14 protein-coding genes are annotated in these 13,435 nt (G+C 44.7%); 11 read left to right on the forward strand and 3 right to left on the reverse strand.

The genetic code is table 11. The features are described from left to right. Window positions 1-8 precede the first annotated feature (8 nt). The 5 genes from QGT46_RS10620 (at window position 9) to QGT46_RS10640 (ending at window position 5,458) form a co-directional block, all read left to right on the forward strand. Complete coding sequence (locus tag QGT46_RS10620) at window positions 9-1,691, forward strand: ABC transporter permease subunit (protein ID WP_148458853.1); 1,683 nt, start codon at window positions 9-11, stop codon at window positions 1,689-1,691. Continuing rightward, on the forward strand, window positions 1,688-2,695 hold the full coding sequence (locus QGT46_RS10625; RefSeq protein ID WP_148458852.1) for an extracellular solute-binding protein: 1,008 nt from the start codon (window positions 1,688-1,690) through the stop codon (window positions 2,693-2,695). The genes QGT46_RS10620 and QGT46_RS10625 overlap by 4 nt, the downstream gene beginning before the upstream one ends. 15 nt (window positions 2,696-2,710) lie before the next feature. Beyond that, window positions 2,711-3,808, forward strand: a complete 1,098-nt coding sequence (gene phnW / locus QGT46_RS10630; RefSeq protein WP_148458851.1) for a 2-aminoethylphosphonate--pyruvate transaminase — start codon at window positions 2,711-2,713, stop codon at window positions 3,806-3,808. Next, the gene (phnX, locus tag QGT46_RS10635) at window positions 3,805-4,590 is read left to right on the forward strand and encodes a phosphonoacetaldehyde hydrolase (RefSeq protein ID WP_148458850.1); all 786 of its coding nucleotides are present in this window, start codon (window positions 3,805-3,807) and stop codon (window positions 4,588-4,590) included. The genes phnW and phnX overlap by 4 nt, the downstream gene beginning before the upstream one ends. 82 nt (window positions 4,591-4,672) lie before the next feature. Next, window positions 4,673-5,458, forward strand: a complete 786-nt coding sequence (locus tag QGT46_RS10640) for a ZIP family metal transporter (RefSeq protein WP_024728138.1) — start codon at window positions 4,673-4,675, stop codon at window positions 5,456-5,458. Window positions 5,459-5,515: 57 nt separating this feature from the next. On the opposite strand, the gene QGT46_RS10645 is transcribed toward QGT46_RS10640, so the two are convergent. After that, entirely contained in the window at window positions 5,516-6,097 is a 582-nt protein-coding gene (locus tag QGT46_RS10645; RefSeq protein ID WP_148458849.1) for an HD domain-containing protein, read from the reverse strand. A gap of 170 nt (window positions 6,098-6,267) precedes the next feature. Between QGT46_RS10645 and QGT46_RS10650 the strand changes: the two genes are divergently transcribed. The 3 genes from QGT46_RS10650 (at window position 6,268) to QGT46_RS10660 (ending at window position 10,062) form a co-directional block, all read left to right on the forward strand. After that, window positions 6,268-7,377, forward strand: a complete 1,110-nt coding sequence (locus tag QGT46_RS10650; protein ID WP_148458848.1) for a prephenate dehydrogenase — start codon at window positions 6,268-6,270, stop codon at window positions 7,375-7,377. A gap of 2 nt (window positions 7,378-7,379) precedes the next feature. Next, the gene (aroA, locus tag QGT46_RS10655) at window positions 7,380-8,660 is read left to right on the forward strand and encodes a 3-phosphoshikimate 1-carboxyvinyltransferase (RefSeq protein ID WP_148458847.1); all 1,281 of its coding nucleotides are present in this window, start codon (window positions 7,380-7,382) and stop codon (window positions 8,658-8,660) included. Window positions 8,661-8,760: 100 nt separating this feature from the next. Further along, window positions 8,761-10,062 (forward strand): glycoside hydrolase family 10 protein, encoded by a 1,302-nt coding sequence (locus QGT46_RS10660; RefSeq protein ID WP_148458846.1) that lies wholly within the window; start codon window positions 8,761-8,763, stop codon window positions 10,060-10,062. 98 nt (window positions 10,063-10,160) lie between these two features. Here QGT46_RS10660 and QGT46_RS10665 read toward each other — a convergent pair whose 3' ends face one another. Both QGT46_RS10665 and QGT46_RS10670 read right to left on the reverse strand, forming a co-directional pair. Next, a complete protein-coding gene (locus tag QGT46_RS10665) occupies window positions 10,161-10,769 on the reverse strand; it encodes an ATP-dependent Clp protease proteolytic subunit (protein WP_148458845.1) in 609 nt (202 codons plus the stop codon). Next, a complete protein-coding gene (locus QGT46_RS10670; RefSeq protein WP_148458844.1) occupies window positions 10,766-11,194 on the reverse strand; it encodes a helix-turn-helix domain-containing protein in 429 nt (142 codons plus the stop codon). The genes QGT46_RS10665 and QGT46_RS10670 overlap by 4 nt, the downstream gene beginning before the upstream one ends. A gap of 483 nt (window positions 11,195-11,677) precedes the next feature. Here QGT46_RS10670 and QGT46_RS10675 point away from each other — a divergent pair, with 483 nt between their 5' ends. Genes QGT46_RS10675 through QGT46_RS10685 form a run of 3 tightly spaced genes read left to right on the forward strand, consistent with a single transcriptional unit; the run spans window position 11,678 to window position 13,435 of the window. Continuing rightward, entirely contained in the window at window positions 11,678-12,004 is a 327-nt protein-coding gene (locus QGT46_RS10675) for a PadR family transcriptional regulator (protein WP_148458843.1), read from the forward strand. After that, window positions 11,997-12,677, forward strand: a complete 681-nt coding sequence (locus tag QGT46_RS10680) for a DUF1700 domain-containing protein (protein WP_148458842.1) — start codon at window positions 11,997-11,999, stop codon at window positions 12,675-12,677. Before QGT46_RS10675 ends, QGT46_RS10680 begins: the two co-directional genes overlap by 8 nt. Beyond that, complete coding sequence (locus QGT46_RS10685; protein WP_024728129.1) at window positions 12,674-13,435, forward strand: DUF4097 family beta strand repeat-containing protein; 762 nt, start codon at window positions 12,674-12,676, stop codon at window positions 13,433-13,435. Before QGT46_RS10680 ends, QGT46_RS10685 begins: the two co-directional genes overlap by 4 nt.

Consider the following 13,435-nt stretch of genomic DNA (forward strand, 5'->3'; position numbering starts at 1 on the left):
GAAATCAGATGAAACATAGAAAAGAAAAAGAGATTAAAGTCATATTTGCCGGGATCGCACTGATCTTTCTTACATTTTTAGCAGTCCCGATGGTACAGCTTCTTATGAAGTCGTTTACCACAGAAGGAGGAGGACTTACCTTACAGAATTTTCAGTCTGTTTTTGCGCGGGAAGACTTTTTTGAGATTTTGAGAAACAGCTTCGGCGTTGCCGGACTGAGCGCGGCAGTTACGACCCTGCTGGCATTTTTCCTGGCCTGTACGATTCACTATACAAATATACCGGACTGGATCAAAACATTGATAAAAGGAGCCGCTGTGCTGCCCATGTTTCTGCCGACGATCACCTACGGTTTTGCGATCATATACTCTTTCGGGAAACAGGGGCTTCTGACCCGTCTGTTCGGGAAGCAGCTGTTTGAAATCTACGGGATCAGAGGCCTTTTGATGGGCTACGTCATTTATACTCTGCCTATCTCATTTATGCTGATCAATAATACGATGGGCTACATAGATAAAAAATATATGATTGTGTCCAGAGTTATGGGTGACAGTGCCTTTGCAAATTTCAAAATGACAGTGCTTCGTCCTCTTTTAGGTACGCTGGCCGCATCCGTGATCCAGTCTTTCTTCTTAAGTTTTACGGATTTCGGTATTCCGGCGGCAGTGGGAGGAAAGTTTAAGACCATCGCATCTCTGCTTTACAGCGAGATGCTCGGCAGCATACCGAATTTCCAAAACGGTGCGGTAGTGGCTGTTGTAATGCTTGTGCCGTCTGTTGTCAGCATTACGGTTTTAAAAGTATTGGAAAAATATCAGATCCGCTATCACAAGATATCCAATATCGAGCTGAAAAAAAACAAGCTCAGAGACGGCCTGTGCGGCGGAGCCGGTATTCTTCTGATCGTCGGCGTCTTATCTGTATTTGCAGTCATTTTTGTGATTCCATTTGTGGAAGAATGGCCTTACAGGCTTAGTTTTACACTGGACAATTTCAGAAATGTCTTTGAGGACCCGAACCTTTTCAACGTCTACACAAATTCATTGTTTGTAGCCGCGGCCACGGCTGCCCTCGGAACCATAGCCGCATATGGAAGCGCGCTGGTGACAGCCAGGAGCAAGATCAGCCAAAAGGCAAAAGACATGATAGAAGGAATTGCCCTGGTGACAAACACGATACCCGGAATGGTGCTGGGCCTCGCATTTTTATTCTTATTTTCAGGCACCGGTCTTCAAAATACATTTTTGCTTATCATTATCTGCAACGTGGTCCACTTCTTTTCCACGCCTTATCTGATGATGAAGAGTTCTCTGGGGAAAATGAACGCCTCATGGGAGACAACGGCGATGCTTATGGGAGACAGCTGGGCAAAAACCATTTTGAGGATCGTAACGCCCAACGCATTGAGTACGATCATCGAGGTATTCAGCTATTACTTTATCAATGCCATGGTGACGATCAGTGCGGTCATCTTTATCGCAGGGGCCAGGACAATGGTCATCACGACAAAGATCAAAGAACTGCAGTATTATAACAAATTTAACGAAGTATTTGTGCTTTCTCTTTTAATCCTTGCGACAAATATTATCGGTAAGTTTGCATTTACCAAGCTTGCAGGGGTCACAGAAGGAGGAGCGGCTGGACAATTCTTTAAATTACATATTAGAAAAAACAAGGAGAGAAGTTTATGAGAAAGACATGGTTAAAAAGAGCATCGGTGATGTGTATGGCTGCCCTTCTGACAGCGACCGGAGTGTTTACTTCCGGGTGTTCCGCCAAAAAACAGGATGAGCAGGTAGTAATCTATTCCAACGCGGACGACGAAGCTGTGGAGGCAATGAAAAAAGCACTGGACGGAAACGGATACAAAGGGAAATATATTCTTCAGACGTTTGGAACCTCAGAACTCGGAGGAAAGCTCATAGCAGAGGGCAAAAATATAGAGGCTGATATGGTGACAATGAGTACTTTCTATATTGAGAGTGCCCAGAAGAAAAATAAGATGTTTACAGATCTTGGTTTCGACAGGAACTTAAAGAAGGAATCTGATTTTCAGAAATATGAGTCACCGATCACGGCACAGGAAGGAACACTGATCCTGAACACGGAAGTAATGAAGGAAAAGAAACTTCCGAAACCTGAATCCATCAAAGACCTGGCAAAGCCTGTGTATAAAGGAGCTATTTCTGTGACGGATATCAAAGCCTCTTCCACCGCATGGCTTTTGCTCCAGGGTCTTGTGTCTGAATATGGGGAGAAGGAGGCAAAAAGTATCCTCCATGACATTTACCAGAATGCAGGAGACCACATCGAAGATTCAGGCTCCGCTCCGATCAAGAAGGTCCGGGCAGGGGAAGTGGCCATCGGATTTGGTTTAAGACAGCAGGCGGTGGCAGACAAAAAGGACGGTCTTCCGATTGATTATGTAGACCCGAAAGAAGGAAACTTTTCTCTGACAGAGTGTGTTTCCGTAGTGAACAAAAAAGACAGCGACAAGAAAGAACTTGCCCTTGAGATGGCAGAGTGTATCATCAAAAAGGGAAGAACAGACTTGATCAGGACTTATCCGATCCCGATTTATAATGGCGAAGACGAATCAGGTGAAAATAAATCCGGAAATCCAAAAGTATTTAAAGAAAAGCTGACTTTGGATCTTCTGGAAAAACATCAGAAATTATCAGAAAGCGCAAAATAAGAGAAAGGTATAAAAATGAACCAGTATAAGCTATTAACCCCCGGTCCGCTTACAACCACGGATACTGTAAAACAAGAGATGCTTTTCGATCACTGCACATGGGATGAAGATTATAAAAATATCACCCAGAAGATAAGGAAACAGCTGCTTTCTCTGGCCCACGTATCAGAGGACGACTATACGGCCGTTCTCATGCAGGGCAGCGGAACATTCGGGGTGGAATCAGTGATCACCAGTGTAATAGCTGAGAACGGAAAGCTGCTGATCATTGCCAACGGTGCATATGGGGAGCGCATGGCGGACATTGCAGAGCATGCAGGGATACCTTATGAAATTTATCGGGAAGATTATAGAAAGGTTCCCCGGGCAGCAGTTGTTGAAAAGATACTGAGAGAAGATCCTGCAATCACTCATGCGGCTATGGTGCACAGTGAGACGACTTCCGGCATTCTCAATGATATTGAGGCCATTGCTTCTGTGGTGAAGAAACACAATAAGATATTGATTGTCGATGCTATGAGCAGTTTCGGAGGCGTGGACATTGAAGTCGGACAATTAGGCATTGATTTTCTCATAAGCAGCGCAAATAAATGTATTCAGGGTGTCCCAGGCTTTTCTTTTATTATTGCCGATAAAAAGAAGCTGTCAGACAGTAAAGGAAACGCCAGAAGCCTGTCTCTTGACTTATATGACCAGTGGGAAACGATGGAGAAGGATGGAAAATGGAGGTTCACTTCCCCTACCCATACTATCCTGGCCTTTGCAAAAGCGCTTAAAGAGCTGGAATCAGAAGGCGGAATCCCAAAAAGAGCGGCCCGATATCGGGAAAATAACCGTATTTTGATCGAACGGTTTCGCTCAATGGGCATGCTGCCTTATATTGACGGCACTCATCAGGGTCCGGTCATCACTACGTTTTTGTATCCGGAAGATGCAGATTTTACGTTCAGTGAGATGTATCATTATATCAAAGAGCGCGGGTATGCGATATATCCGGGAAAGGTGACGGAAGCCGAGACGTTCCGCATCGGCACCATCGGAGAAATATACCCGGAGGATATTGAGAAACTCTCAGAAATCATGGAGCAATTTTTAAAGGAGAAGAAACAATGAGCAGATGTATAGAAGCAGTCATTTTTGACTGGGCCGGTACAACGGTAGATTATGGATGTTTTGCACCGGTGCAGGCTTTCGTGGAAGTGTTTAAACATTTTGGGATCGAACCGACGATGGATGAGGTGAGAGAACCTATGGGAATGCTGAAGATCGATCATATCAGGACGATGCTTTCCATGCCGCGGATTCATGATCTGTGGGTGAAGGAACATGGATCTGAACCTTCCGAGAATCACGTACTTCAGATGTATGACCTTTTTGAATTCAAACTCATGAGTATTTTGGACCAGTTTACAACACTCAAGCCGTATGTGCCGGAAACTGTGGAACTTCTCCGGGAGGATGAAATTAAGATCGGTTCCACTACCGGATATACGGATGCCATGATGGAAGTCGTGACAAAAGGTGCAAAGGAGCAGGGATATGAGCCTGACGCATGGTTTTCACCGGATTCCACAGGAGGCATCGGACGTCCTTATCCTTATATGATCTTTAAGAATCTGGAAGCATTAAAGGTCTCTTCGGTAAAAAATGCAGTAAAGATCGGAGATACGATTTCCGATATTAAAGAAGCACGGCATGCGGGAGTCATTTCTGTGGGCGTGGTGGAAGGAAGTTCAGAGATGGGACTGACAGAAGAGGAATATGAAACTATGACGGATGCGCAGAAAGAAGCTGTGTGCAGAAAAGTAAAGGAAACCTTTAAAAGTGCCGGTGCCCATTATGTGATACAAAATTTGTCGGGACTTGAGGAGCTTTTGATAAAACTGACTCAGTAAAGGACTATATGTTTTCACAAGATTGCATATAATATAGAAATATGTCCGTTTATTTTTAACGAAAAGAAAAGGAGTGGGATATATGGAAGCTTTAAAGTGGGCGGCCGGAGGTACGGGATTTACATTTTTGATGACAGCCCTCGGCTCAGCCACTGTTTTTTTCTTAAAGAAAGATGTGCAGGAAAATATGCAGAGGGTCTTTTTGGGATTTGCCGCAGGAGTTATGGTCGCAGCGTCTGTATGGTCCCTGCTCATCCCTGCTATCGAAGAGGCAGAAGCTAATGGGCAGATCGGCTGGATACCAGCTGCCGGAGGCTTTATCCTCGGGGGAGTTTTCCTGCTTTTGATGGATCGGCTGATGCCTCATCTGCATCTGGGGGAGAAACATCCGGAGGGACTTTCCTCCTCGTTTAAAAGGACGACCCTGCTCGTCCTTGCCGTCACCTTACACAACATTCCGGAGGGTATGGCTGTCGGTGTGGCTTTCGCCGTGGCAAGCGGACACGGAGGAGTGGGATTCAGCGGTGCTGTGGCCCTGGCCATCGGGATCGGGATTCAGAATTTCCCGGAAGGGGCGGCAATTTCTCTTCCGCTAAGGAGAGAAGGTTTTTCTAAAGGAAAGGCATTTTTGTTCGGGGCACTGTCCGGTGCGGTGGAATTTGTGTTCGGTGTGCTGGCCGTGCTGGCGGCGGAAGGACTTGGAACTTATATGCCGTGGCTTTTGTCTTTTGCCGCGGGAGCTATGATCTATGTGGTAGTGGAAGAACTGATCCCCGAGGCACACCTTGGGGAACACTCCCACACGGGAACCCTGGGCGTCATGGTTGGATTCCTGATCATGATGGTACTGGATGTGGCTTTGGGATAGCCGGTGCATAGCTGCTTTACGGATCGGGCTCAGAGAACGAAAACAGGCGTGAGATATTTATCTCACGCCTGTTTTTTCGTTCTCTATATCAATATCAATGGTATCTTTAAATACCTGTTCTACCAGACAGCAGTACTCTTTGTATTCGTGATAATCAGAAAACTCTTCAAAACACTCGATCATGCTTTTGTAATACCAGCCCTGCATATTCTTATCTTTCATATTAAAGCGCTGCCACAGCTCGTCTCCCAGAAGCTTGTAGTCTCTGGCCAGAGAACGGACGTTGGCAAGCTTGTCCCCAAGGGCAATGACTTTGGCAGGACGTTTGGCGCGGTGTTTTAAGAAGTCCACAGTATGACGTTTTCTCTCAATCCAGGATCTGCTCTTGTCCTCACTCTCCATCAGGACATAATCCGCTACTTTGTCCCCAAATTCCCTCCGTATATCCTCTCCGGTCACATCTTTGCAGTCTTCGATGACATCGTGGAGGACCGCGGCGCACATCATCTCTTCATCCGGCGTAATGCCGGCAACGATCGAGGCAACTTCCAGGGGATGGATCATAAATGGGATATCGGTTCCCTTTCGCTTCTGGCCGGAATGGGCTTTCGCTGCAAAGATAATTGCTTTCTCAAACATGGGTTTCTCCTTTTTTGCGGACATTTTTACATACTTATCATAAATCATTTTTATGATGCGGTCAATGAAGGAATTCTCTGCTTTGATGCTTTAAAGTGACGATGTGTTGACTTTTCCCCATCGCCACGGTAAAATGAACCATATCAATCAACACAAGGAGAGCGATCTATATGTCAACAGAGACGAATTTTACAATAGGATTTATCGGGCTTGGACTCATCGGAGGGTCCATTGCCAAAAATGTACGCCGTGTATTTCCGAACTATACGGTGATCGGATATGACACAGATAAAGAAGCCCTGAAAAAGGCTGTGGAGGAAGGAGTTCTCGACCGCCCGGCGGCGGAACTTAACAGTGATTTTTCCGAATGCAGCTATATTTTTCTATGTGCGCCGGTGCAGCATAACCTCCAGTTTTTAGAGCAGCTGAAGCCATATTTGAAAGAGGGATGCATCGTGACGGATGTGGGAAGCGTAAAAGGCGGGATTCATAAAAAAGTAAAAGATCTGGACATGGAGACCTGCTTTATCGGGGGACATCCCATGGTTGGTTCAGAAAAAGCCGGATTTTCTTACAGCTCTGACCGTTTGATTGAAAATGCCTATTATTTTATTACGCCGACAGAAAAAGTAAATACCGAGAAGGTAAAAGAATTTACATCTTTCATAGAAGAACTGGGTGCATTGACGATCCTGCTGGATGCAAAGCGCCACGACGCTTTTACTGCCGCGATCAGCCATGTTCCGCATATTATGGCGGCAGAACTGGTACATACGGTGAGAAATATGGACACCGAAGACGGCATCTTAAAACAGCTGGCAGCCGGCGGGTTTAAAGATATCACAAGGATTGCATCATCCTCTCCTGTTGTCTGGGAGCAGATCAGTCTTTCCAATAAGGAAAACATAAGAGAGCTTTTAATGCAGATCAAAGACAGCATTTCCGAAATGATCCATGCGCTGGACAGAGACGACCACAGTTATCTGAACGAGTATTTTAGAGAGGCAGGGGAGTACCGGGAGACCGTTCCGGACAGTGCCGTGGGACTGATGGAAAAATCTTATGAGATATTTGTAGATATTCCGGATGAGCCGGGAACATTGTCTACGACTACGACCCTGCTGGCGCTTAATAACATCAGTATTAAAAATATCGGAATCATCCATAACCGGGAGTTTGAGGAAGGTGTCTTAAAGATTATGCTCTATGATGATGTCTCCGCCAAACGCGCCAGAGAGATACTGCAGGATAAAAATTACAGTGTATATGAAAGGAACTAGAAATGAAACTTAAGAAAGTAGAAGGACTAAAAGGCACGATATCCATACCGGGAGATAAATCCATCAGCCACAGGGCGGTCATGTTCGGCTCTCTGGCAAAGGGAACGACACATATCACAAACTTCTTATCCGGTGCGGACTGCCTGGCTACCATAGACTGTTTTCGGGCAATGGGAGTCAGGATAGAACAGGACGGCACAGAGGTCACGGTACACGGCAACGGCCTCCACGGACTTAAAAAACCTGAGAAACAGCTGGATGTGGGAAACAGCGGGACGACGACCCGGCTGATCTCCGGGATTCTCTGCGGACAGGATTTTGAAGTTACGCTTTCAGGCGATGCATCTTTAAACAAACGCCCCATGGGGCGCATCATGAAACCGCTCTCTATGATGGGAGCAGAAATTGAGAGTATCAGCGGAAATGGATGTGCTCCGTTAAGGATTAACGGAAAACCGCTGAAGGCGGTCCACTATGAATCACCGGTGGCATCTGCCCAGGTGAAATCCGCAGTTCTTCTCGCCGGACTTTATGCAGACGGCAAAACAAGTGTCACAGAGCCTGCACTGTCCAGGAACCATACGGAACTGATGCTTGAGTCTTTCGGAGTTCAGGTAATGTCTGAGGGTACAACGGCATCCGTGATGCCGCCAAAAGAGATGACGGCCACGGACATTGCAGTGCCGGGCGATATTTCATCTGCAGCGTTTTTCATTGCTGCGGGACTTGTGACCCCGAATTCCTGTATTACTCTAAAACAGGTTGGTATCAATCCTACCAGAAATGGCATTTTAAAAGTATGCGAAGCTATGGGGGCAGATCTTACGATGTCCAATGTAAAAGACGATAACGGAGAACCGACGGCAGATATTACAGTAAAAACAAGCAGGCTGAAAGGCACGGAGATCGGCGGAGAGCTGATTCCCACACTGATTGATGAAATCCCTGTCATTGCATTGATGGCGGCTTTTGCAGAAGGCGAGACCGTCATCAAAGATGCGGCAGAACTTAAAGTGAAAGAATCTAACCGGATTGATCTGACCGTGGATAACCTGGTGAAAATGGGAGTCAATGCCGAGGCCACCGATGACGGAATGATCATCCGCGGCGGAAATCCACTGAGGGGAGCGTCTATCCACTGCAAGTATGACCACCGGATCGCCATGACATTTTCTGTCGCAGGGATCAATGCACAGGGAACGACGGTCATTGAGGATGCAGAGTGTGTGGACGTGTCATATCCCAACTTTTATGAGCAGTTACATATGCTCGCCGGACAATAGGATTCTTCCATTGACAAGCTGGAAAATTCTTCATACAATGGAGACAGCAGTGACAGAAAATTGACAGAATCAAATAGTGGGAAGGGAAGGATCGCAGAGTATGAAAGAATCAAGAGTGAAGATCCTGCGTCTGACAGCGTGGCTGGTTGCCAGTGCCATGTTTGTCAGTTTAAGCAGTGAGGCAGTGGTGCGGGCTGCCCAGAGAAGAAACAGGATCGCAAAAGTACAGCCAAAGACCGCTGTGACAGAAACAGAACAGAAGGCAAAGACAACAAAAGCATCAGAAGAATATAAGGCTTTTTGGTTCTCGTTTTATGATTACGATGAATATCGTGACACCTATAAAAAGAATAACGCATCAAATTTCAAAAAGTATTTTACAAAAGTTGTAAACAAGGGAAAGAGCCTTGGCATGAACCGTGTGATCGTTCAGGTAAGGCCGTTCGGTGATGCCATCTACAAGTCCAAGTACTTCCCATGGTCCAAATATATTTCAGGAAAACAGGGCAGAAGCCCGGGATATGATCCGTTGAAGATTATGGTATCCGTGGCACATTCCAAAGGAATGGCTATTGAGGCATGGGTGAATCCTTACAGGGTGACCAAGGGCAGCACCAGCTATAAAAAGTTGTCAAAGAACAACCCGGCCAGAAAGTGGAATGCAAAGAAATCTACAAGGAGGAATGTACTTTCCTACGGAGGAAGCCTTTATTACAACCCATCCAAAAAGAGCGTTCAGAACCTGATCGTGAACGGGGCAAAGGAGATCGTCCAGAAGTATGATGTGGACGGTATCCATATGGATGACTACTTCTATCCGAGTTTTACAAAGAAGAATGTCAAGAAAGCATTCGATGCAAAAGAATACAACAAGTCTTCCTACAAAAAGAAGAAAAAAAGCATTTATACATACCGAAGGGCTCAGGTAAATAACCTGGTCAAGAGGATGAAAAAGACGATCAAAAGCGTGGACCCGAACGTGACCTATGGCATCAGTCCGGCTGGAAACATTGACAATCTGACCAGCAAGTATTCTTACTATGTAGATATTTATAAGTGGCTGAACTCCACGGCTTATGTGGATTATATCTGTCCTCAGATCTACTGGGGATTCAAACATCCGACGGCTGCATTTGACAAAGTGACGAGACGATGGGTGAAGGCTGCAAAGAAGAAAAAAGTGAAGCTCTATATTGGGATCGGAGTCTACCGGGCAGGCCACAATGCGGGACAGAACCGGGCAGAGAGAAAAGAATGGAAGAGTGACACGAAGGTGCTGAAAAAACAGGTACAGTATGGCCGCAAGTACAAAGTGGACGGATTCGCATTTTTTGACTACCAGGACCTTAAGAGCAAGGCAAGCAGAAAGGCAGTGAACCAGCTGAAGACAGTATTAAAGTAAAGGAAAAATTTTCAGAGATTATTCAGAATTATAAAATTCTGAATAATCTCTTTTTTTGTAATATAGATCGATGCTGTGCCCGGTCTTCTTCACAAAGATCAGCGGTGCTGTTTTTTCTGCCTTCTGGAAATAACAGAATCAATCAGACCATATTTTAGTGCTTCTTCAGCACTCATAAAATGATCCCTGTCAGTATCTCTTTCAATTTCTTCGATACTGCGTCCTGTATTTTCAGCTAATATTCTGTTTAATCTTTGTTTGTTTTTTTGCATATAATCAGACATTATTTTTATATCGCTTGCTTGTCCTTGAATACCATTACCATGTATAGCCGGCTGATGTATCATAATTTCAGCATTGGGTAACGCCATGCGCTTGCCCTGTGTGCCTCCGGCTAACAAAAAAGCTCCAAAACTTGCAGCTAAACCAACGCATATTGTGGCAACATCACATTTAATGTATTTCATGGTGTCATAGATTGCAAAGCCGGCAGTTACGGAACCTCCCGGACTGTTAATATAGAATTGAATATCTCTGCCTGGGTCCTGGGCTTCCAGAAAGAGCATTTGTGCTACAATTAAACTGGCAGAAGTATCACTTACTTCTTCACCTAGAAAAATAATTCTGTCTGACAGCAAACGTGAGAAAATATCATAGCTTCGTTCTCCCCGGTTCGTTTGCTCAGTGACATAAGGAATTGTACTCATGCGGCCAGCTCCTTTTCTTTAACCCTGCGGATAAATCTAATATTTTGTGTATAATAGAAATTTCCACACAAGGAGATTCTGTTTTGCTTTGGCACAAAAACCTTCATATTTCTATAAATTTTGGGCGGATATACATATAACTGCTTAAAAGCAAGTGAAAATGCCTGCTGAGAGTCATATCCGGCTTCATAAGCAATTTCTGTAATAGGCTCGTTTGTTTTTATCAGTTTTTCCGCAGCAATGGTAAGCCTGCGGCTTTGCAGGTATTTATAAATGGTAATTCCGGTACGTTCAGAAAATATGCGATTCAGATAAAATTTTGAGTAACCAACATTTTTAGCAATTATATCTACACTAATTTCTCTTTTGATATTATCCTCAATGTAATTCACGACTTTTTCTACAATCTCTTTTTGCTGTTTCATAGTTTCACCTCCTTCCATCATTATAATTAGTATGAGTTTCCGTGTCTTAATAAAAAATGCTGTTTTACTGCCCACTTTACTTTTTCATGATATGTCACAAGTCTGCAACAATCATCTCTTTCGCACTGTTTTGAATACTTTTGGCATCCTCAGCCAAAATATTGGAATCTGTGATCAGCAGGTCAACGTCACGGACCGGATTTCCCTGAAATGCTTTGTGAAGTCCCTTGTCCGGTTATCAACGTAACATCATTTATAACAGGGACACGGAAAGATAAAACAGTGCTTAGAATGCTGGAAAACTAAAAAATGGACTGCCGTATGATTGGAAGACAACATCTAAAAGGGGCATATCACATAAAATAATCTGTGTGATATGCTCCTTTTTCACGGACAAAAAAAGTATTTGCATTGACATATTATAAGAAAGAGTATATTATATATCATATAGTATTAATAAAAGTATAATATGGGAGCGTGTCTATGGTATTTAATACAGGAGCTGCTTTGCTGGACGCCATTGTCCTGGCAGTAGTCTCAAAAGAAGAAGAAGGGTCCTATGGGTATAAGATTACCCAGGATGTACGAAGAGTCCTGGATGTATCAGAGTCTACTTTGTATCCCGTGTTGCGCAGACTCAGAAAAGAAGGCTGCATGGAGGTTTACGACAGGCAGTGCGACGGGAGAAACCGAAGGTACTATAAAGTGACCAGTCAGGGTATGATTCAACTGAACTTATATAGGACAGAGTGGAAATCTTACTCATTTAAAATTACGAAAATATTTGAAGGAGGGGCAGTCCATGAGTAAAAAAGAATTTCTGGACCAACTGGCATATTTGCTTCAGGACATTGCGCCGGAAGAACGGGATGATGCAATTGGATATTATGTGGATTATTTTGAGGAGGCGGGACCGGAACGTGAGCAGCAGGTGATCGAGGAATTGGGGAGCCCTGAAAAAATTGCCGCCATGATCCGGGATTCACTGAACGGGACGACCGGAGAAGAAGAATATACAGAAAACGGATATCACAATCAGAGATATGACGAGAACACGAAAATGCCTGAGAAGGCAAAGAAAGAATCAGGATTTCATTTCAAAGGGAACCGGGACCGGAATCTGATCCTTATCGTTTTGATCGTTGTGGGCACAGTGGTACTCGGTCTTCCCCTGATCGGTGTGATTGGAGGAACTGCGGTCGGGATCGTCGGTATATTTTTCGGCTTCATATCCGGGGTTGCCGGAATCAGTGTGGGGCTTCTGGCAGGAGGGTTCGGTGTATTCGCTGCCGGAATCGTAAAGATGTTCACGCAGCTTCCCACAGGATTTATGATGTGCGGCGGCGGTTTGATCATGATGGCAGTGGGCCTCTTGTTCTGTGTACTTTTTGTCTGGATACTCGTAAAAGTATTTCCTCCTTTGATCAGAGGAGTCGTAGATCTGATCCGGAGGCTGTTTCATAAAGGGGGAGAAGAAGCATGAAAAAATTTTATAAGATCTGCCTGATCATCTGTCTGGTATTTACTGTTGCAGGAGCTGGCTGCATTATCGCAGCGGCGGCTATGGGTTTTTCCTTCACGGATACTTATGACTATGTCAGAGACAAAATAAACGGGTACACAGGCAGATATGAAAATGATGAGGCAGAGCGGCTGGAATTTCCGAAAGCCAAAGTAAAGAAGATAAAAATAGCGGTTGGAAGCAGGGATTTGTCCATCGTCAGAGGAGAGGGGAGTCAAATTGTGTTCACAACAAAAGGAAGCCGAAAATTGTTTCAATCCCGGCTTGATGAAGGCCTCAATGAACTGACCATCCGGTCAAAATCTTCGGTTCACCGTCCCTTTTTCTTTGATTATGGATATGAACAGGCAGTTTTGAGCATACCAAAAGATATGAATCTGGATGTTTTCAGTGTGGATGTAGGAAGCGGAGATTTTTCATCAGAGGAGTTGTCTTCCAAAAACATGAAGATCCAGTGCGGAAGCGGAGACATCAAATTGTCTGGTCTCAGGTCTGATAATATTGATATCCAGTGTGGAAGCGGGGATGTGGACGCAGATATATGGGACGGCAGAGAGAACTACAAATATAATATTAGTGTGGGAAGCGGAGATGTGGTCTTTGACGGACACGAACTGGAACACAGCAATAAAGAGGGTTCCTGGGGAAATGGGACGAAATTCATAGGTGTTGAATGTGGAAGCGGAGATATCGACATCAACTTTTTGAACAATGTATAA

Source organism: Anaerostipes faecis (assembly GCF_910574135.1).
GTDB lineage: Bacteria > Bacillota > Clostridia > Lachnospirales > Lachnospiraceae > Anaerostipes > Anaerostipes hominis.